Origin of the sequence: Serratia sp. TMDUHS_CL, assembly GCF_037137105.1 — a bacterium.
GTDB classification, from domain to species: domain Bacteria; phylum Pseudomonadota; class Gammaproteobacteria; order Enterobacterales; family Enterobacteriaceae; genus Serratia; species Serratia nevei.
In genome coordinates, this window is the sequence record NZ_JBBBDV010000001.1 from 421,208 (window position 1) to 440,388 (window position 19,181).

17 protein-coding genes, 1 pseudogene and 1 other annotated feature are annotated in these 19,181 nt (G+C 59.9%); of the genes and pseudogenes, 9 read left to right on the forward strand and 9 right to left on the reverse strand.

Features of this window, described 5'->3' with window-relative positions; genetic code table 11:
* Positions 1-212 precede the first annotated feature (212 nt).
* The gene (ompW, locus tag WCL58_RS02100) at positions 213-845 is read left to right on the forward strand and encodes an outer membrane protein OmpW (RefSeq protein WP_019452715.1); all 633 of its coding nucleotides are present in this window, start codon (positions 213-215) and stop codon (positions 843-845) included.
* Between the two features lie 44 nt (positions 846-889).
* Here the strand turns inward: ompW and WCL58_RS02105 are convergent, their stop codons facing one another.
* The 6 genes and pseudogenes from WCL58_RS02105 to WCL58_RS02130 form a co-directional block, all read right to left on the reverse strand.
* Positions 890-1,204 (reverse strand): BON domain-containing protein, encoded by a 315-nt coding sequence (locus tag WCL58_RS02105; RefSeq protein ID WP_025303053.1) that lies wholly within the window; start codon positions 1,202-1,204, stop codon positions 890-892.
* Positions 1,205-1,421: 217 nt separating this feature from the next.
* On the reverse strand, positions 1,422-2,228 hold the full coding sequence (gene trpA, locus WCL58_RS02110; RefSeq protein ID WP_060439812.1) for a tryptophan synthase subunit alpha: 807 nt from the start codon (positions 2,226-2,228) through the stop codon (positions 1,422-1,424).
* The gene (gene trpB / locus WCL58_RS02115; RefSeq protein WP_060439813.1) at positions 2,228-3,418 is read right to left on the reverse strand and encodes a tryptophan synthase subunit beta; all 1,191 of its coding nucleotides are present in this window, start codon (positions 3,416-3,418) and stop codon (positions 2,228-2,230) included. Before trpB ends, trpA begins: the two co-directional genes overlap by 1 nt.
* 41 nt (positions 3,419-3,459) lie before the next feature.
* A complete protein-coding gene (gene trpCF / locus WCL58_RS02120) occupies positions 3,460-4,821 on the reverse strand; it encodes a bifunctional indole-3-glycerol-phosphate synthase TrpC/phosphoribosylanthranilate isomerase TrpF (protein WP_336850550.1) in 1,362 nt (453 codons plus the stop codon).
* Positions 4,822-4,824: 3 nt separating this feature from the next.
* Positions 4,825-6,421 (reverse strand): annotated as a pseudogene (gene trpD, locus WCL58_RS02125) (bifunctional anthranilate synthase glutamate amidotransferase component TrpG/anthranilate phosphoribosyltransferase TrpD).
* Positions 6,421-7,983: an anthranilate synthase component 1 gene (locus tag WCL58_RS02130; RefSeq protein ID WP_060439815.1), complete on the reverse strand. Its 1,563-nt coding sequence runs from the start codon at positions 7,981-7,983 to the stop codon at positions 6,421-6,423. The pseudogene trpD and the gene WCL58_RS02130 overlap by 1 nt, the downstream one beginning before the upstream one ends.
* A 24-nt stretch (positions 7,984-8,007) precedes the next feature.
* Positions 8,008-8,111 (reverse strand) — a sequence feature (Trp leader region).
* Positions 8,112-8,363: 252 nt separating this feature from the next.
* Here WCL58_RS02130 and rnm point away from each other — a divergent pair.
* The 6 genes from rnm to rluB all read left to right on the forward strand — a co-directional run bounded on the left by rnm (position 8,364) and on the right by rluB (position 13,002).
* Positions 8,364-9,245, forward strand: coding sequence for an RNase RNM (rnm, locus tag WCL58_RS02135; RefSeq protein WP_336850382.1), 882 nt, complete (start codon positions 8,364-8,366; stop codon positions 9,243-9,245).
* A 47-nt stretch (positions 9,246-9,292) separates the two neighbouring features.
* Complete coding sequence (locus tag WCL58_RS02140) at positions 9,293-9,913, forward strand: L-threonylcarbamoyladenylate synthase (protein WP_049232951.1); 621 nt, start codon at positions 9,293-9,295, stop codon at positions 9,911-9,913.
* Positions 9,914-10,028: 115 nt separating this feature from the next.
* Entirely contained in the window at positions 10,029-10,388 is a 360-nt protein-coding gene (locus tag WCL58_RS02145; RefSeq protein WP_016927523.1) for a Rap1a/Tai family immunity protein, read from the forward strand.
* A gap of 148 nt (positions 10,389-10,536) precedes the next feature.
* Positions 10,537-11,343: an alpha/beta fold hydrolase gene (locus WCL58_RS02150; RefSeq protein ID WP_100395698.1), complete on the forward strand. Its 807-nt coding sequence runs from the start codon at positions 10,537-10,539 to the stop codon at positions 11,341-11,343.
* Between the two features lie 63 nt (positions 11,344-11,406).
* Entirely contained in the window at positions 11,407-11,901 is a 495-nt protein-coding gene (locus tag WCL58_RS02155) for a DinB family protein (RefSeq protein ID WP_060439817.1), read from the forward strand.
* Between the two features lie 195 nt (positions 11,902-12,096).
* Entirely contained in the window at positions 12,097-13,002 is a 906-nt protein-coding gene (gene rluB, locus WCL58_RS02160) for a 23S rRNA pseudouridine(2605) synthase RluB (RefSeq protein WP_025303042.1), read from the forward strand.
* 38 nt (positions 13,003-13,040) lie between these two features.
* Here the strand turns inward: rluB and cobO are convergent, their stop codons facing one another.
* Positions 13,041-13,631 (reverse strand): cob(I)yrinic acid a,c-diamide adenosyltransferase, encoded by a 591-nt coding sequence (gene cobO / locus WCL58_RS02165; RefSeq protein ID WP_033647573.1) that lies wholly within the window; start codon positions 13,629-13,631, stop codon positions 13,041-13,043.
* A gap of 13 nt (positions 13,632-13,644) precedes the next feature.
* Positions 13,645-14,406, reverse strand: coding sequence for a YciK family oxidoreductase (locus WCL58_RS02170; RefSeq protein WP_089195947.1), 762 nt, complete (start codon positions 14,404-14,406; stop codon positions 13,645-13,647).
* A 359-nt stretch (positions 14,407-14,765) separates the two neighbouring features.
* On the opposite strand from WCL58_RS02170, the gene sohB reads away from it, so the two are divergent.
* Positions 14,766-15,812, forward strand: a complete 1,047-nt coding sequence (sohB, locus tag WCL58_RS02175; RefSeq protein ID WP_038877302.1) for a protease SohB — start codon at positions 14,766-14,768, stop codon at positions 15,810-15,812.
* 51 nt (positions 15,813-15,863) lie between these two features.
* Here the strand turns inward: sohB and WCL58_RS02180 are convergent, their stop codons facing one another.
* Positions 15,864-16,115, reverse strand: a complete 252-nt coding sequence (locus WCL58_RS02180) for a YciN family protein (RefSeq protein ID WP_004930700.1) — start codon at positions 16,113-16,115, stop codon at positions 15,864-15,866.
* A gap of 427 nt (positions 16,116-16,542) precedes the next feature.
* On the opposite strand from WCL58_RS02180, the gene topA reads away from it, so the two are divergent.
* Complete coding sequence (topA, locus tag WCL58_RS02185) at positions 16,543-19,140, forward strand: type I DNA topoisomerase (RefSeq protein WP_038881773.1); 2,598 nt, start codon at positions 16,543-16,545, stop codon at positions 19,138-19,140.
* Positions 19,141-19,181 lie beyond the last annotated feature (41 nt).

Below are 19,181 nucleotides of genomic sequence, written 5' to 3' on the forward strand. Positions count from 1 at the left end.
TCTCCGCAACCGAAATTTGAACATGTAGATAATTTGCAACAAAATCGATTTTTTGATGCAGATCAATCCTTGATTTATTAAGCGGTTAGGTAACCTTGTTTTTAGTGGGATTTTAAATTTTTACACATAAGATGTGATCTCGATGGGATCACAAATACCCGAAAGTAGGTATATTCCCCCTCGAGCGATTAACCACACAAATGGAATGGATAATGAAAAAGACAACTCTGGTGGTATTGGCGACGATGATGGCGCCTATGTTGGCAAGTGCGCATCAGGCCGGTGATTTCCTGTTCCGCGCGGGCACCGCAACGGTGCGTCCAAATGCGGGTTCGGACAACGTATTGGGGTTGGGTTCGCTGGATGCGAAAAATAACACCCAGCTCGGTCTGACCTTCGGTTACATGGTGACGGACAACATCGGCGTTGAGTTGTTGGCCGCAACGCCATTCCGCCACAAGGTTACGCTGGGCGGCACCGATCTGGCGACCGTTCACCAATTGCCGCCTACGCTGATGGCGCAATACTACTTCGGCGACAAGCAGGACAAACTGCGTCCTTACCTGGGCGTCGGCGTTAACTACACCACCTTCTTCGACGAGAAGTTCAACGACTACGGCAAAAGCGCCGGGTTGAGCAATCTCGACCTGAAAGACTCCTGGGGTGTGGCGGCGCAGGCCGGCCTGGATTACAACCTGGATGAACACTGGATGCTGAACATGTCGGTGTGGTGGATGAACATCGAAACCAAAACTCGCTTCAACGATGCGAATGGCGGGCACCACAGCTTCGATACGCGTCTGGATCCGTGGGTGTTCATGTTCGGGGCGGGTTATCGCTTCTGATGAAGGCCACAGACAGGGAGGCGTTGCGCCTCCCTGTGTCGGTATTATTTAATCTGCATTACGTTTTCAACCGATTTTACGCCGGCCACGCCACGAGTGACCTGCACCGCACGGTTGGCGTCGTCGCTGGACGTCACGAAGCCGCTCAGCTGTACGCGCCCTTTAAAGGTTTCCACGCTGATCTCGCGCGACTTGATGTTTTTATCCGCCAGCAGTGCCGATTTCACTTTGGTGGTGACTACGGTGTCATCGATATAACCGCCTGTTCCCTCTGATTTTGCCGTCGGCGCGCAAGCGCTCACCGCGACCGCCACAACGGCTGCCATGCACAAGGCCGAAAGGGTTTTAAACAGCTTCATAAATTACTCTCCATGCAATGTTATGGTTGAAATTCGCTACGGTTTTTCGCCGCAGCGAGCGCATTCCCCAAATCAAACGAAGAAATGCATAGCGAACAAAGTTCATTGTGAGACAAGACCTGAGTTTGTTCAAATTTTTGCTGTAAAAAAATGGAACAAACTTTGAGGGGAAACAAGCTGTTAAAGCGAGCGCCGGCGGGGCGCTCGCTGGAGAGGATCACGCCCGGGTGGCGCGCTTCATACTGCTGACGAAGGCCGCCAGCTTGGTCAGCATCTCCGCCGGGTTGGCATGGTGCTGTTCGATGATTTTGACGATTGCCGAGCCGGAGATCGCGCCGGCGGCCCCGGCCTGCAGCGCGGCCTTCACCTGCTCGGGTTCGGAGATGCCGAACCCCTGCAGCGGCGGCGCGGCGTGATACTCGCGCAGCTTGTTCACCAGGTGATGCAGCGGCAGCTGCGCCCGGCTTTCGGTGCCGGTTACCCCGGCGCGCGACAGCAGATAGGTGTAGCCGCGGCCGTGCGAGGCGATTTCACGCAGCAGATCGTCATCGGCGTTCGGTGGGCAGATGAAGATCGGTGCGATACCGTGGCGCGCGGCGGCGGCGCGGAACGGCGCAGACTCTTCAAACGGCACGTCGGCGACCAGCACCGAATCCACGCCCACTTCGGCGCAGCGCTGGTAAAACGCATCGATGCCTTTATGGAACACCAGGTTGGCGTACATCAGCAGGCCGATGGGAATGGTCGGGTGCTTCTGGCGGATGGCCGCCAACATCTCGAAGCACTGGGTCGGCGTGACGCCGGCGGCGAAGGCGCGCAGCGTCGCGCTTTGGATGGTCGGGCCATCCGCCAGCGGATCGGAGAAGGGGATGCCCAGCTCCAGCGCGTCCGCGCCGGCTTCGATCAGGGTGTCGATAATCTGCAGCGACAGCGCCGGGTTAGGATCGCCCAGCGTCACGAACGGGACGAAGGCGCCTTCCTTGCTGCTTTCCAGACGCGTGAACAGTTGCTGATAACGTTCCATCAGATTTCTCCCCGTGCTTTCAAAATGTCGTGAACGGTAAATATGTCTTTGTCGCCGCGGCCGGACAGGTTGACCACCAGGATCTGCTCTTTCTGCGGCGTTTCACGGATCATTTTCAGCGCGTGTGCCAGGGCATGTGAGGATTCCAGCGCCGGGATGATGCCTTCATGGCGCGACAGTGCCTTGAACGCTTCCAGCGCTTCGTCGTCGGTGATCGACACGTATTCGGCGCGGCCGGTGCTGTTCAGGTAGGCATGCTGCGGCCCGACGGACGGGAAGTCCAGCCCGGCGGAAATCGAATAGGACTCTTCAATCTGGCCTTCGGCGGTCTGCATCATCGGCGCCTTCATGCCGAAGTAGATGCCGACGTGACCGTGCTTGAGCGGTGCGCCGTGCTGGCCGGTTTCGATGCCCAGACCGGCGGGTTCCACCCCGATCAGCCCAACGTCGGCGTCATCGATAAAGTCGGCGAACATGCCGATGGCGTTGGAGCCGCCGCCGACGCAGGCGATAACCGCATCCGGCAGGCGGCCTTCGCGCTCCAACATCTGCGCTTTGGTTTCTTCGCCGATCATGCGCTGGAATTCACGCACGATGGTGGGGTACGGGTGCGGGCCGGCGGCGGTGCCGAGCATATAGTGCGCGGTTTCATAGCTGCCGGACCAGTCGCGCAGCGCTTCGTTGCAGGCGTCTTTCAGGGTGGCGGAGCCGCTGTGCACCGGGATCACTTCCGCGCCCATCAGCCGCATGCGGAACACGTTCGGCGACTGGCGCTCGACGTCTTTGGCGCCCATATAGATGCGGCACTTCAGGCCGAGCAGCGCGCAGGCCAGCGCCGACGCGACGCCGTGCTGGCCGGCGCCGGTTTCCGCGATGATCTCGGTTTTGCCCATGCGCTTGGCCAGCAACGCCTGACCCAGCACCTGGTTGGTCTTGTGCGCGCCGCCGTGCAGCAGGTCTTCACGCTTCAGATAAAGCTTGGTGTTGCTGCCGGCGGTGAGGTTCTTGCACAGCGTCAGCGCCGTCGGGCGGCCTGCGTAGTTCTTCAGCAGATCGATAAATTCCGCCTGAAATGCCGGATCGCGCTGGGCGCTGACAAAGGCTTCTTCCAGTTGTTTCAGGGCCGGCATCAGAATTTGCGGCACATACTGGCCACCAAATTCGCCGAAGTAGGGGTTAAGCAGCGTCATGAGAGTTCCCGTTATTATCCGTTATTAATATAGAGCCGTATTCAGTAGGCGCGCAGGGTCTGGAAGACCGAGGCCAGGCGCGCGGGATCTTTGATGCCCGGTTCGCTTTCCACGCCGGAGTTGAAGTCCAGCCCGGCGCAGCCGAGCTTGGCCGCATCGACGCAGTTGTCGGCGCGCAGGCCGCCCGCCAGCATCACGTTAGTCAGATCTTCGCCTTGCAATACCGACCAGTCGAAGCGTTGGCCGGTGCCGCCGGCGCCGTTGTCCAGCAGATAGCGATCGACATGCCGCAGATCGCGCGCCGGCACCCGATCTTTCACGCTCAGCGCTTTCCAGATGCGGCAATCGGCCGGCAGGCGGGCGCGCAGGGCGCTGATATAGGCCTGGTCTTCCGCGCCGTGCAATTGCACCGCATGCAGCCCGAGGCGCTCAACGGTCAACGCCACGGTATCAATCTGGGCGTCGCAGAACACGCCGACGTACTTCAGCGGCGCGCCGGAGATCACTTCGCGGGCGCGGGTGATGTCCACATAGCGCGGTGAACGCCCGACGAAAATCAGCCCGCCGTAGATGGCGCCGGCCTGATAGGCGGCGGCGGCGTCCTGCGGACGGGTCAGGCCGCACACTTTATTGTCGCCCAGGATCACGCGGCGCACGGCGGCGCGCAGATCGGTTTCCGACATCAGCGCGCTGCCGATCAGAAAACCGTTGGCGTAATGGCTCAGCTCGCGGATCTGCCCGTAGTTGTTGATGCCCGACTCGCTGATCACCGTCACGCCATGCGGCACGCGCGGCGCCAGCTGACGGGTGCGGTTCAGGTCGATGCTCAGATCGCGCAGATCGCGGTTGTTGATGCCGACCACGCGTGCTTCCAGCGCGATCGCGCGCTGCAGCTCTTCTTCACTGATCACTTCGGTCAGCACGCCCATGTTCAGGCTGTGAGCCACCGCGGCCAACTGGCGGTACTGCTCGTCGGTCAACACCGACAGCATCAGCAGGATGGCATCGGCCTGATAGTAGCGCGCCAGATAAATCTGATACGGGTCGATAATAAAGTCTTTGCACAACACCGGTTGGCTGACGGTTTTACTGACCAGCGGCAGGAAATCGAAGCTGCCCTGGAAGTATTTCTCGTCGGTCAGCACCGAGATCGCCGAGGCGAAGTCTTTATAGACCGTGGCGATCTCCACCGGATCAAAGTTCTCGCGAATCAGCCCCTTGGAAGGCGAGGCCTTCTTGCATTCGAGAATGAAAGCCGTCCGGGTGCCCTGCAGCGCGTGGTAGAAGCTGCGTTCGCTCGGTACGATGTCATTCTGAAAGCCGGCCAGGGGCTGTTGCTGTTGTCGCGCCGCGATCCATTGCGCTTTGTCGCGGACAATCTTGTGTAGCACGGTTTCCTGCATCATTTATCCTCTTGCCGCCAGTGCGATGACACGCTCATAGGCCTGCCCGCTGTTGATCATATCCAGTGCCTGCCGCGCATTTTGGCGCAGGTCTTCATGTCCGAATAACTTCAGAAGCAACGCGACGTTGGCCGCGACCGCCGCGGCGTGCGCCGGCTCGCCTTTACCTTGTAACAGCCGCGCCAAAATGTCACGGTTTTCTTCCGGCGTGCCGCCCAGCAAGGCTTCCAGCGGATAGGTTTCCAATCCGAAGGACTGCGGCGTGAGCTGGTAGCTGCTGATTTCGCCGTTGTTCAATTCCGCCACGTGCGTCGTGGCGTGGATCGCCACCTCATCCATGCCGCCGCCGTGAACCACCGCCGCACGCTGATAACCCAGCACGCGCAGGGTTTCGGCAATCGGCAGCACCAGTTCCGGGCTGTATACGCCGATCAGCGCCAGCGGCGGGCGCGCCGGGTTGATCAGCGGGCCCAGCACGTTGAACAGCGTGCGGGTCTTCAGCTGCTGGCGCACCGGCATGGCGTGGCGAAAACCGGTGTGGTACTGCGGCGCGAACAGGAAACACACGCCGAGATCGTCCAGCGCCTTGCGCGCTTCTTCCGCCGGCAGATCCAGACGGATGCCGAACGCCGCGAGCAGATCCGAGGAGCCGGAGCGGCTGGAAACGCTGCGGTTGCCGTGCTTGGCGATCTTCGCGCCGCACGCCGCCGCCACGAAGGCGCTGGCGGTGGAAATATTGATGCTGTTGGTGCCGTCGCCGCCGGTGCCGACGATATCGGCGAACGGGTAGTCAGGACGCGGGAACGGCTGAGCGTCGTCCAGCAGCGCTTTGGCGGCGCCGGCGATCTCTTCCGGGCGCTCACCGCGGACTTTCATGCTGATCAACGCCGCCGCCAGTTGGCTCGGCTCCAATTCGCCGCGCACGATGGCGCTGAACAGCTGTTGGCTTTCCTGCTGGCTCATCGACTCGGCGCGGTACAGTTTCTCAAGAATAGGTTGCATCGTCGTGTTCCTTATATTACTTCGCCAGCGCCCAGGCCAGGGTCTGCTCAAGCAGGCGCGCGCCGTGGGTGGTCAGAATCGATTCCGGGTGGAACTGGAAGCCGCACACGCGGCGACGGTCGTCGCGCACCGCCATCACCATCTCGCCGAAACGGGCGTTGACGGTAAGATCGGCCGGGATATTGCTGCCGACCAGCGAGTGGTAGCGCGCCACCGGCAGCGGGTTGGCCATGCCGGCGAACATGCCTGCGCCATCGTGAACGATTGCCGAGGCTTTGCCGTGCAGGATCTCGCCCGCCTGGCCGACCTGGCCGCCGTAGGCTTCGACGATCGCCTGGTGACCGAGGCAGATGCCGATGATCGGCAGCCGACCGCGCAGGCGCTGCAGCAGTTCCGGCATGCAGCCCGCTTCGGATGGCGTACCGGGGCCGGGCGACAGCATCAGCACCGGCTGGGTCATGTGTTCCAGGCGTTCGATGATCACCTCGGCGGCGATCTGGTTACGGTAAATCACCACCTGGTGGCCGCTGGCGCGCAGCTGATCGACCAGGTTGTAGGTAAAGGAGTCGACGTTGTCGAGCAACAGGATATCGGCCATCAGAACACCTCCTTGGCATGGTGCGCAGTGGCGATGGCGCGCAGCACGGCACGGGCTTTATTACGGGTTTCGTCGGCTTCCGCCTGCGGGATGGAATCCAGCACCACGCCGGCGCCGGCCTGCACGGTGGCGATGCCGTCTTCAACGTAGGCGGAACGGATGACGATGCAGGTATCCAGATCGCCGGTGGCGGTGAAGTAGCCCACCGCGCCGCCGTAGCTGCCGCGGCGTGTGCCTTCGGAGGCGGCGATCAGCTGCATCGCCCGCACTTTCGGCGCGCCGCTCAGGGTGCCCATGTTCATGCAGGCCTGGTAGGCGTGCAGCACGTCGAGATCGGCGCGCAGAGTGCCCACCACCCGGGAAACCAGATGCATGACGAACGAATAGCGGTCCACCTTGGTCAGGTCGGCCACGTAGCGGCTGCCGGCCTGGCAGATGCGCGCCAGATCGTTGCGCGCCAGATCGACCAGCATCAGGTGCTCGGCCAGCTCTTTGTGGTCGGTGCGCATTTCCAGCTCGATGCGGCTGTCGAGATCCAGATCCAGCGAACCGTCCTTACTCCGGCCGCGCGGACGAGTGCCGGCGATCGGGTAGATTTCGATTTGGCGATTGCCCGCGTCGTATTTCAACGCGCTCTCCGGTGAAGCGCCGAACAGGGTGAAGTCATCATCCTGCATGAAAAACATATACGGGCTGGGGTTGTTGTCTTTCAAGGTCTGGTAGGCCGCCAGCGGCGCCGGGCACGGCAGGGAGAAGCGGCGCGACGGCACCACCTGGAAAATCTCGCCCTGACGGATCGCTTCCTGAAGCCCGCTGACCACCGCGCCGTACTCTTCATCGCTCTGGTTGCAGCTCAGCTGCATATTCTCCAGCGTTTGATGCGGGATCGGCTGCGGGGTTTGTTGCAACTCGGCCTGCAGCTGTTCCAGACGTTGCTGCAAACGCTGCGCTTCACTCGCCTGCTCGCTGAAGACGCTAGCCTGCAGACGGGCCGTACCGCGTTGGTGATCCAGCACCAGCAGGGTTTCCGCCAGATAGAAGCAGAAGTCCGGGCAGCGCTGATCCTGGCGCAGCGACGGCAGGTCTTCGAAACCGGCGACCAAATCGTAGGCAAACAGGCCGCCCAGCATCACGGCTTCGCGCTCGTCCGCCGGGGAGTCCACCAGGGTCAGCAGCGTGCGCAGCGCATCGAACACCGACAGTGAGCGCAAGCGGGCGTCTTCGTCCTGCACCGCGTCGATCGCCGGGAAGGTCAGTTCGCGGCCGTTGGGGCGCGCCTGATTGCGCACCTCGGGCGGTAGCGCTTCGTCCAGCAGCGGCAGCAGCGCCGCGCCGTTGGCGGTCAGCGCCTGCACGCTGACGGTATGACCCAGTGCGGTAATGCGCAGCGCGCTGTCAATCACCAGCAGGCTCTGCAGATTCTGTTTGCTGTTGATTTCCGCCGATTCCAGCAGCAGGGTGGCCGGACGGGCACCGCACAGCTGGTGGAAAATGGTGGTGGGGTCGCCCCGGTAGCTGGCTTGCGCCTTCAGCAATGTCAGTTGTGGTTTGGTGTTCATCATCGGTGGTTCCAGTGAATTCTGTCCATAAAAAAGCCCGCATCAGGTGCGGGCTCAGGAAATCTGCATTGTCAGATGACAGCTATGCGCGATTACACCGCCCGCAAGAGGGAGGTACGCCACCAACCGTGAAGAGAAATATATTTGTTCATTTGCCGACTCTCTCTGTTAACGCTCATCTGACACGGCCGTTGCCGTGAACTTGTGTACTAGTTAACTGGTTCGTGGCGGCAAAGTCAACCCTCTTTTTGCACAATGTTTTAGCGGTTAGCGTGAATTCTATTCATCATCCGCCTGGCGCCTGCGGCCAGGACAGAATAGATTTCCGTCCGGCCGCCGATCGCGGGTATGATAGAAATCCAAGCCATTGCCGGATAGCCGTTTTGACAGACAGTAACCCCCAATCGACCGCTTTTACTCTGTACGACCTCCACAGCCACACGACCTCCTCCGACGGCTACCTGACGCCGACGCAGCTGGTGCAGCGGGCGGTCGAGATGCGCGTGGGCGTGCTGGCGATCACCGATCACGATACCACCGCCGGGTTGGCCGAGGCCGCCGCCGCCATTGCGGAGCAGGCGTTGCCGCTGCGGTTGGTCAACGGGGTGGAAATCTCGACGCTGTGGGAAAATCATGAGATCCATATCGTTGGATTGGGCATGGACGTCGCGCACCCGGCGCTGGTGGCGCTATTGGCGGAACAAACCGAACGCCGCAATCGCCGTGCGCAGGAGATCGGCGTGCGTCTGGGCAAGGCGCGCATTCCCGACGCCTATGCCGGCGCCCAGCGGTTGGCGGGGGCCGGTGCGGTGACCCGCGGCCATTTCGCCCGTTACCTGGTGGAGATAGGCGTGGCGGACAACATGGCGCAGGTGTTCAAGAAATACCTGGCCAAGGGCAAAACCGGCTACGTGCCGCCGCAGTGGTGTACAATAGAACAAGCCATTGATGCGATTCATCAATCGGGCGGTCAGGCGGTGATGGCGCATCCCGGCCGTTACGATCTGACCGCGAAGTGGTTGAAACGTTTGCTGGCGTATTTCGCCGAACACGGCGGCGACGCCATGGAAGTGGCGCAGTGTCAGCAGGCGCCGCATGAGCGCTCGCAATTGGCGAAATACGCCCAGGACTACCGCCTGTTGGCCTCGCAAGGCTCTGATTTTCATCAGCCTTGTTCGTGGATCGAACTGGGCCGCAAACTGTGGCTGCCGGGCGGCGTCGAGCCGGTGTGGCGCGATTGGCCGCAGCCGGGCGAGGCGGTCTGATTTTACGCGCGTGGCAACGCGCGCGGGCATCATTTTAGGAGCAAGTCATGAGTCAGCTTTTTTATATTCACCCGGACAACCCGCAGCCGCGTTTGATTAACCAGGCGGTTGACGTGCTGCGCAAGGGCGGGGTGATCGTTTATCCCACCGATTCCGGCTATGCGCTGGGTTGCATGCTGGAAGAGAAGGCGGCGATGGAGCGCATTTGCCGCATCCGTCAGCTGGACGGCAACCACAACTTTACCCTGATGTGCCGCGATCTGTCCGAGCTGTCGACCTATGCGCACGTCGATAATACGGCGTTCCGCCTGATCAAAAACAATACGCCGGGCAACTACACCTTCATTCTGAAAGCGACCAAGGAAGTGCCGCGCCGTCTGATGAATGACAAGCGCAAAACCATCGGCCTGCGCGTGCCGTCGAACCCGATCGCATTGGCGCTGCTGGAGGCGTTGAACGAGCCGATGATGTCCACCACGCTGATGCTGCCGGGCAATGACTTTGCCGAGTCCGATCCGGAAGAGATCAGCGATCATCTAGGCAAGGTGGTCGATCTGGTGATCCACGGCGGCTTCCTCGGCCAACAGCCGACGACGGTTATCGATCTGACCGAATCCTCACCGGAAGTGGTGCGTGAAGGGGCGGGTGACGCGGCGCCTTTCCGTTGATGTCAATTGTTGCCACCTTGCCCATTGTCTGAAAATCGGCTGAAGCGACGCTATTTCGCATGAAAGCCGCTATTCTTGAATACTTCAGAATTGATAATGGGCAGGATGCGCAGCAATGATTAAACAGGTTTCTTTTTTAGCGGCCTTATTATTTTCCTCAATGGCAAATGCGGGGTTTTATTCGGGCAGCGGTTTGCTGGCGGAATCCGGCGGTTACGTAAAAAATAAAAGCGGTGAAGCCACCGTGGCCGAAGCGCTGAATGGCGGCATGTTCATGGGATACGTCGCCGGCGTATTCGATACCTACTCCATGCAGGGCAATCGCAATATTTGCCCCGAAGCCGGGATGAGCATCGGCGTAGCCGCCGACGCGGTGATGCAATATTTGAACGAGCATCCTGAGCAGCTGCATTATTCCGCACCGTCGGTGATCATGCTGGCGTTAAGCGCCGCCTATCCCTGCGTCCGCCATTAAGTTCCTATTCCAATTCGTGCGCATTTTTTCATAAGGTGCGCTCGGACTCTTTCCGCACGAACTTCAATAGATCAATGCCTGCTGCGCTGTCACCTTATCCCCGTCGGTATTTCCCGAACGGGTCGGGGAGAGACGCGCAGGAGGTAATATGACCGCATTTCACAGCGCCAACATGATGCTCGACTATCAGGATATCGGCTCAGGGCCGCTCACGTTGGTGTTGCTGCCCGGCTGGTGCGAGCCGAAAACCGTATTTGAGCCGTTCATCGCTCTGGCCGCCGAACGCTATCGGGTGATCAGCATCGACTGGCGCGGCCACGGCCTGTCGTCAAAAGCGGCGGGGATGTCGCTGGCGGCGGACGATTTGCTGGAAGATGTGCGTCAGCTGCTGACGGTGCTGCGTTTGGACAACGTGATCACCCTGTCGGTGGCGCATGCCAGCTGGCTGGCGGTGGCGTTGGCCGAAGCGTTGCCGCAGCGGATACGGGGCATGGTGTTTCTCGACTGGATCATGACGCAGCCGGAACCGGCGTTCTTTACGGCGGTGAGCCGTATGCAGCAGCCGCAGCAGTGGCTGGCGGCGCGCGACGCCTTGTTCGACTTCTGGCAGGGCGGCATCCGCCACGATCGGGTCAAACGCCATCTGGAGGTCGAGATGGCACAGGAAGATTACCGGCTCTGGCGTGCCGCCGGTGTGGCCATCGAACAGGCCTACCGGCAATTCGGCTCGCCGCTGCAACGCCTGGCGGGAATGAGCGCGCCGCCGCCGTGCCGGCATATTTACTCGTTGGATCGCCGCGACGACTATCTGCGGCAGCAGCAGGCATTTGCCGCCGAGCAGCCGTTTTTCTCCGTGGTACGGTTAGGGGAGGCTCGTACTCACCTCGGCATTCTGGAACGGCCTGACGCGGTGCTGTGGGCGGTGGAGGATTTTTTGTCCATCGCCCTCAAATAACAGGATGGCGCTATTATACTGGCTGTCGAAATCGTTACGGCACCCCTGAATTAAGAGGTCATAATGTCATTGAAAAAGCACTTGGAGCAACTGTTCAATTATAAGCAATGGGCGGATGCGGAGGCCTTCGCCGCCATTCGAAAAGTGGACGCCGATGCTTGGCCTAAGCAGCGTCATTTGATGCTTCGCTTGATGAATCATATCTATGTCGTCGATCAGATTTTTATCGCCAATTTGCAAGGACAACGCCATGGCTATACGGCGTTGAACACCCAAGAAACCCCAACGTTGGAAGCGCTGGAAGAGGCGATGTTGGCCAGCGATCGTCGCTACCTCGCGTATATCGCTTCGCTGAGCGAAGCGCAACTGGATGAGCGCATTCATTTTACCTTCGTCGACGGCGGCCCTGGGGATATGCTGCGACGGGAAATGTTGGCGCACGTTGAACACCATGGCTGCTACCACCGTGGTGCGGTGGGATGGCTGATTACTGAAAGTGCTGTCAAAGCGCCACAGGATGTTTTGACCGTGTTTGTACGCGATGGGGGTGTAGCTTAATCGTCGAACGCTATACCAACATAACGCAGACAGGAGATGCGGTGGCCGAAACCCACCGATAAAGTGGGTTTCAACACCTTAGAAAGCCTGTATAATGCGCGGTTCGATCCTGATAAACGTATTATTACCGTGGTGGCGCTTGGCCGCGGCGGTTATCCCCCCGACGCCTGTGAAGGCGACATTAGAGGTTGCTCAATGAGCGAAAAGTTACAGAAAGTTTTAGCGCGCGCCGGGCATGGCTCGCGTCGTGAAATCGAAACCATGATTGAAGCCGGGCGCGTCAGCGTCGACGGCAAGGTCGCCAAGCTGGGCGATCGCGTTGAAGTGACGCCGGCGATGAAAATTCGTCTGGACGGTCATGTCCTGTCGATCAAAGAATCCGAAGAGGTGGTTTGCCGGGTGCTGGCTTACTACAAACCGGAAGGCGAGCTGTGTACCCGCAGCGATCCTGAAGGCCGCCCGACGGTGTTCGATCGCTTGCCTAAGCTGCGCGGTTCACGCTGGGTGGCGGTAGGGCGACTGGACGTCAACACCTCCGGTCTGCTGCTGTTCACCACCGATGGCGAACTGGCCAACCGTCTGATGCACCCAAGCCGTGAAGTGGAGCGCGAGTACGCGGTACGCGTGTTCGGCCAGGTTGACGATGCGAAAGTGAAGCAGCTGAGCAAGGGCGTGCAGCTGGAAGACGGCCCGGCCGCCTTCCGCACCATCAGCTTCCAGGGCGGCGAAGGTCTCAACCAGTGGTACAACGTGACCCTGACCGAAGGCCGTAACCGTGAAGTGCGTCGCCTGTGGGAAGCGGTGGGTGTGCAGGTGAGCCGCCTGATCCGCGTGCGCTACGGCGACATCGATCTGCCGAAAGGCCTGCCGCGCGGCGGCTGGGCCGAGCTGGATCTGCCGGCGATCAACTACCTGCGCGAGCTGGTGGAATTGAAGCCGGAAACGGTCAGCAAAATGCCGGTGGAGCGTGAACGCCGCCGCGTGAAGGCCAACCAGATCCGCCGCGCGGTCAAGCGCCACTCTCAGGTGGCCGGCAGCGGCCGCCGCAGTGCGCCAGGCAGCAAGCCGGGTAAACCGGGCAAGCCAAGCAAACGCAGCTAATCCCTCATTCTGGCCCCGTTCGGGGCCAGAACTTTTTGTTACCAATCGATCCCCTGTTGCGCCTTCACGCCTGCATCGAACGCGTGTTTCACCGGCCGCATCTCCGTGACCGTATCCGCCAGTTCCAGCAGATCGCGATGGCAACCGCGCCCGGTCAAGATCACCGTTTGGTGCGCAGGGCGCTCCAGCAACGCTGCCTTCAGCTCTTCCAGTTCCAGATAGCCGTAGGTCAGCATGTAGGTTACTTCGTCCAGCAGCACCAGATCCAGGCTGCTGTCGGCCAGCATGCGTTTGCCGTGCTGCCACACCGCCTGACAGGCGGCGGTATCGCCGGCTTTATTCTGCGTCTCCCAGGTAAAACCGGTGGCCATCACCTGGAATTCAACGCCGTGTTGCTGCAGCAGGTTTTTTTCGCCATTGGGCCACTCGCCCTTGATGAACTGGATCACCCCGGCGCGCATGCCGTGGCCAACCGCCCGGGTGACGGTGCCGAAGGCGGCCGTGGTTTTACCCTTGCCGTTGCCGGTAAACACCAGCAGCAGGCCGCGCGTGTCCTGCGCGGCGGCGATGCGGGCATCGACCTGTTCTTTCAGGCGCTGCTGGCGCTGTTGATGACGATCTTCCGCCATGAAACGCTCCTTATTATTCGGCCGCGCCGGGTTTACGGTTCGGCTGCGCGTCGAAGCTCATGCCGGTTTTGCGGCGGCTGTCTTCGCCCATCAGATACAGATACAGCGGCATGATATCGGCCGGGGTTTTCAGCTTGTTCTTGTCTTCGTGCGGGAAGGCAGATGCGCGCATTTTGGTGCGGGTGCCGCCCGGATTGATGCAGTTAACCCGCAAATTGCGGTTTTTATACTCGTCGGCCAATACCTGCATCATGCCCTCGGTGGCGAACTTCGACACCGCATAGGCACCCCAGTCTGCGCGGCCGGTGCGCCCGACGCTGGAACTGGTGAACACCAGCGAACCGGCGTGGGATTTCAGCAGCAGCGGCAACAGCGCCTGAGTCAGCATAAAGGTGGCGTTGACGTTAACCTGCATCACCTCTTGCCACATGGTCATCGACAGGTCGGCCATCGGCGCGATGTCGCCGAGCAGGCCGGCGTTGTGCAGAACGCCGTCAAGGCGGGGGATCTGGCTCGCCAGATCGTCGGCTATCTGCCGGCATTGCTCCTGAGTGGCGTGCAGCAAGTCCAGCGTCACCACCCGGGCCGGGGCGCCGCCCTGGGCCGCGATCTCTTGTTGTACCGCCAGCAGTTTGCTTTCGGTGCGCCCCAGCAGCACCAGCTGAGCGCCGAAGCGCGCGTAGGTCAGCGCCGCTTCGCGGCCGATGCCGTCGCCGGCGCCGGTGACCAAAATGATACGTTGTTCGAGCAGATCTTGTTTGGGTTGGTAATGCACGATAAATCCTCGCCTGGGTGGCTGTTCTCCCGCGAATATCGGGGAGCAAGGGTGAAACGCGCGGCCGGGGCGGGAGCGAAGGCTCGACCGTCTGCGGGCCGCGCAGCGAATCCGTCTCATCGTATTGATGAATAATGGGTGTTATATGCCTTAATCCGTGGGCATTTTCAATGCGTAGCAGGCTGAAATGGCATTCTTTTGTAACAAAAGCACGGCGGCGGCGCCTTGGTTCGGCCTTGAATCGTCCCCATAGTGATGATCCGTGCGCAATGAATTTTCATTTAGCCGCGACAGCAGCCGCTGCGGTTGGCTAAAATGGAAAGAAGCATACTAACAACCTGTAAATAAAGGCGGAATCTGTGGAGTTTATATCTGTTTATGGCCTGTTTCTGGCCAAGGTCGCCACGGTGGTGCTCGCCATCGCCGCGTTGGCCATCCTGGCGGTCAGTTTGGGGCAACGCAAGAACCGCCAGAAAGGGGAGCTGCAGCTGACCGATCTCGGTGAACAGTATCGCGAGATGCAGCGTGATATGCGCCTGGCGCGTATGGATACCGCCGAGCAGAAGGTCTGGCTGAAACAGTTCAAGAAGCAGACCAAGGCCGACGACAAGCTGAAGAAGCAGCGCGCCAAGTCCGGCGCGGTGGAAGTGACTAAGCCGTGCCTGTATGTGCTGGACTTCAAGGGCAGCATGGACGCGCACGAGGTGACCTCGCTGCGCGAAGAGATCTCGGCGGTGCTGGCGGTAGCGTCGGCGCAGGATGAAGTTCTGTTGCGCCTGGAAAGCCCGGGCGGGGTGGTGCACGGCTACGGCCTGGCGGCCTCGCAGCTGGAGCGCCTGCGCAAAGGCGGCATTCGCCTGACGGTAGCGGTGGATAAAGTGGCGGCCAGCGGCGGCTACATGATGGCCTGCGTCGCGGATCGCATCGTGGCGGCGCCGTTCGCCATCATCGGCTCCATCGGCGTGGTGGCGCAGATCCCGAACTTCCACCGCCTGCTGAAGAAGAACGACATCGACGTGGAGCTGCACACTGCCGGGCAATTCAAACGCACGCTGACGCTGTTTGGCGAAAACACCGAGCAGGGGCGCGAGAAGTTCCGCGAAGATCTGAACGAAACCCACGAGCTGTTCAAACGCTTCGTGCATGAGCAGCGCCCGTCGTTGGACATCGACAGCGTCGCCACCGGTGAGCACTGGTTCGGTTCACAGGCGAAAGAGAAGGGGCTGATCGACGCCATCGGCACCAGCGATGACTTGCTGATCGCCGAGCTGGATAACCACGAAGTGATCGCCGTGCGCTATACGCGCCGCAAACGCCTGATGGATCGCTTCACCGGCAGCGCGGCGGAAAGCGTCGATCGCTTGCTGTTGCGCTGGTGGCAGCGTGGTGAAAAGCCGCTGCTGTAACGGCGGCGATAGCGTGAATCAACGGGGGCCAGCTGCCCCCGTTTTCTTTTCTCAATCGACCAGGTGGTATTTTTCCGAAAGCAGATGGGCCAAGTGTTTAAACATATTAAATACCGCGGTGGTTTTGGCGGTGGGCAATCCATCGGCATCCAAAAAGTATTCGCCGCGGAAAACTAAAACGCCGCTTTTTTGTTCAACGTCGGTGGCGATCATGCCGTGCAGATAATCTTCGTGTTGGCGGATGATGTTATTTGCTTCCGCCAGCAGGGCCTCGCGGCCGATAGGGGCAGTATTTGTGCGCATTTATTAGACTCCAAACTAAAAACTCTGCGCATATTCTAACGCCGGTTCGCTTTTATCCGCAAACCGACTAAGGTTTATTTGCCGTCTGGATGGCCATGGGCGGCCGCCGGTTGGCGAAATCGGTCTTTCCGTGCTAATTAGGTTGCGTGACGCTTTTTATCAGGTACAGTGTGGGATTTTGCGGCGTCGGGTGGAAGGTTTTGTTTACGCCATGAATAAAACTCACACAGCCATACTTCTGGGGCATGGGTGAATAGCAGGCAGGATCAACAACTTGCGTTCAGGTTGAGCAGTTGGGCAACCAAAAGAAAAAAATCTGTTGATCTCTTGCCAGACTGCCGCAATATAAAAAAAGAGACACGAATTGCCGCGGCACGGCGAGATAAAAGACTTCTTTTTAGAAGAAATAAATTAGGTAAAGGTAAATATGGGTAAAGCTCTCGTAATAGTTGAGTCCCCGGCAAAAGCCAAAACTATTAATAAATATTTAGGAAGTGACTACGTGGTGAAGTCCAGCGTCGGTCATATCCGTGATTTGCCGACCAGTGGCTCAGCCAGCAAAAAGAGCGCTGACTCAACCGAAGACAAAGCCAAGAAAAAAGTTAAAAAAGATGAGAAGGCGGCGCTGGTAAATCGCATGGGCGTCGACCCTTACCACGGCTGGAAAGCGCATTATGAAATCCTGCCGGGTAAAGAAAAAGTGGTCGCCGAGTTAAAATCGTTGGCGGAAAACGCCGACCACATTTATCTCGCAACCGACCTTGACCGCGAAGGGGAAGCCATCGCCTGGCACCTGCGGGAAGTGATCGGTGGGGATGACAAACGCTTTAGCCGCGTGGTGTTTAACGAAATCACCAAAAACGCGATCCAGCAGGCGTTCAAACAGCCGGGCGAGCTGAACATTGACCGCGTCAACGCGCAGCAGGCGCGCCGGTTTATGGACCGCGTGGTGGGCTATATGGTCTCGCCACTGCTGTGGAAGAAAATCGCCCGCGGCCTGTCCGCCGGCCGCGTGCAGTCGGTGGCGGTGCGCCTGGTGGTTGAGCGCGAGCGCGATATCAAGGCCTTCGTGCCGGAAGAGTACTGGGAGCTGCATGCCGATCTGCTGGCGAAGGGCGAAACCGCGCTGCAGATGGAAGTGACCCATGCGCACGACAAACCGTTCAAGCCGGTCAACCGCGAGCAGACTCACGCCGCGGTCAAACTGCTTGAAAAAGCCCGTTACACGGTGCTGGATCGCGAAGACAAACCGACCAGCAGCAAACCGGGCGCGCCTTTCATTACCTCCACGCTGCAACAGGCCGCCAGCACCCGCCTGAGCTTCGGCGTGAAGAAAACCATGATGATGGCGCAACGGCTGTATGAAGCCGGCCACATCACCTATATGCGTACCGATTCCACCAACCTGAGCCAGGATGCGCTCAACATGGTGCGTGGCTACATCGGCGACAACTTCGGCGATAAATACCTGCCGAAGGCGCCGAATCAGTACAGCAGCAAAGAGAATTCGCAGGAAGCGCACGAAGCGATCCGACCTTCGGACGTGAACGTGCTCGCCGAGCAGTTGAAAGACATGGAGGCGGACGCGCAGAAGCTGTATCAGCTGATCTGGCGCCAGTTCGTCGCTTGCCAGATGACGCCGGCGCAATACGATTCCACCACGCTGACGGTGAAGGCCGGCGATTATCAGCTGCGCGCCAAGGGTCGTACGCTGCGCTTTGACGGCTGGACCAAGGTGATGCCGGCGCTGCGCAAGGGCGATGAAGATCGCACCCTGCCATACGTCGAAATCGGCAGCGAGCTGGATCTGCAGAAACTGATCCCGAGCCAGCACTTCACCAAGCCGCCGGCGCGTTACAGCGAAGCCTCGCTGGTGAAAGAGCTGGAAAAACGCGGTATCGGCCGTCCGTCCACCTATGCCTCCATCATCTCGACCATTCAGGATCGCGGTTATGTGCGGGTGGAAAGCCGCCGCTTCTATGCCGAGAAAATGGGCGAGATCGTCACCGATCGCCTGGAAGAAAACTTCCGCGAGCTGATGAACTATGACTTCACCGCGCGCATGGAAGACGGTCTTGATGAGGTTGCCAACAACCAGGCCGAGTGGAAAGCGGTGCTGGACGAGTTCTTCGTCGACTTCAGCGAGCAGCTGGAAACGGCGGAGAAGGATCCGGAAGAAGGCGGCATGCGGCCTAACCAGATGGTGATGACCAGCATCGACTGCCCGACCTGCGGCCGCAAGATGGGTATCCGTACTGCCAGCACCGGCGTGTTCCTCGGCTGTTCCGGCTACGCGCTGCCGCCGAAGGAGCGCTGCAAAACCACCATCAATCTGGTGCCTGAAGCGGAAGTGCTCAATATCCTCGAAGGCGACGACGCGGAAACCAACGCGCTGCGCGCCCGCCGTCGCTGCAAGAAATGCGGTACGGCAATGGACAGCTACCTGATCGACAACCAGCGCAAGCTGCACGTTTGCGGTAACAACCCGGCGTGTGACGGCTATGAAATCGAAGAGGGCGAGTTCCGTCTGAAAGGCTACGATGGCCCGGTGGTGGAGTGCGACAAGTGCGGCTCGGAAATGCACCTGAAAATGGGGCGTTTCGGCAAGTACATGGGCTGTACCAACGAGAACTGTAAAAACACCCGCAAGATCCTGCGTAACGGCGATGTCGCGCCGCCGAAGGAAGATCCGGTGCCGTTGCCGGAGCTGCCGTGCGAGAAGTCCGACGCCTATTTCGTGCTGCGTGACGGCGCTGCCGGCGTGTTCCTGGCGGCCAACACCTTCCCTAAATCGCGCGAGACCCGTGCGCCGCTGGTGGAAGAGCTGGCTCGCTTCAAGGATCGCCTGCCGGAGAAGCTGCGCTATCTGGCCGATGCGCCGGTGGCGGATGCCGAAGGCAATAAAACGCTGGTGCGTTTCAGCCGTAAAACCAAACAGCAGTACGTCTCTTCTGAAAAAGATGGCAAGGCGACCGGTTGGTCCGCGTTCTACGTGGACGGCAAGTGGGTCGAAGGCAAGAAGTAAGGCCGCTGTCCTGCCAGTAAGATGAAAAACCAGCCCCGGCG

What these genes read in the sequence shown, in the direction of transcription:
- ompW (WP_019452715.1), top strand. Translation starts at nt 213, where the DNA reads ATGAAAAAGACAACTCTGGTGGTATTGGCGACGATGATGGCGCCTATG.
- WCL58_RS02105 (WP_025303053.1), bottom strand. Translation starts at nt 1,204, where the DNA reads ATGAAGCTGTTTAAAACCCTTTCGGCCTTGTGCATGGCAGCCGTTGTG.
- trpA (WP_060439812.1), bottom strand. Translation starts at nt 2,228, where the DNA reads ATGGAACGTTATCAGCAACTGTTCACGCGTCTGGAAAGCAGCAAGGAA.
- trpB (WP_060439813.1), bottom strand. Translation starts at nt 3,418, where the DNA reads ATGACGCTGCTTAACCCCTACTTCGGCGAATTTGGTGGCCAGTATGTG.
- trpCF (WP_336850550.1), bottom strand. Translation starts at nt 4,821, where the DNA reads ATGCAGGAAACCGTGCTACACAAGATTGTCCGCGACAAAGCGCAATGG.
- WCL58_RS02130 (WP_060439815.1), bottom strand. Translation starts at nt 7,983, where the DNA reads ATGATGAACACCAAACCACAACTGACATTGCTGAAGGCGCAAGCCAGC.
- WCL58_RS02140 (WP_049232951.1), top strand. Translation starts at nt 9,293, where the DNA reads ATGAGTCAGCTTTTTTATATTCACCCGGACAACCCGCAGCCGCGTTTG.
- WCL58_RS02145 (WP_016927523.1), top strand. Translation starts at nt 10,029, where the DNA reads ATGATTAAACAGGTTTCTTTTTTAGCGGCCTTATTATTTTCCTCAATG.
- WCL58_RS02150 (WP_100395698.1), top strand. Translation starts at nt 10,537, where the DNA reads ATGACCGCATTTCACAGCGCCAACATGATGCTCGACTATCAGGATATC.
- WCL58_RS02155 (WP_060439817.1), top strand. Translation starts at nt 11,407, where the DNA reads ATGTCATTGAAAAAGCACTTGGAGCAACTGTTCAATTATAAGCAATGG.
- rluB (WP_025303042.1), top strand. Translation starts at nt 12,097, where the DNA reads ATGAGCGAAAAGTTACAGAAAGTTTTAGCGCGCGCCGGGCATGGCTCG.
- cobO (WP_033647573.1), bottom strand. Translation starts at nt 13,631, where the DNA reads ATGGCGGAAGATCGTCATCAACAGCGCCAGCAGCGCCTGAAAGAACAG.
- WCL58_RS02180 (WP_004930700.1), bottom strand. Translation starts at nt 16,115, where the DNA reads ATGCGCACAAATACTGCCCCTATCGGCCGCGAGGCCCTGCTGGCGGAA.
- topA (WP_038881773.1), top strand. Translation starts at nt 16,543, where the DNA reads ATGGGTAAAGCTCTCGTAATAGTTGAGTCCCCGGCAAAAGCCAAAACT.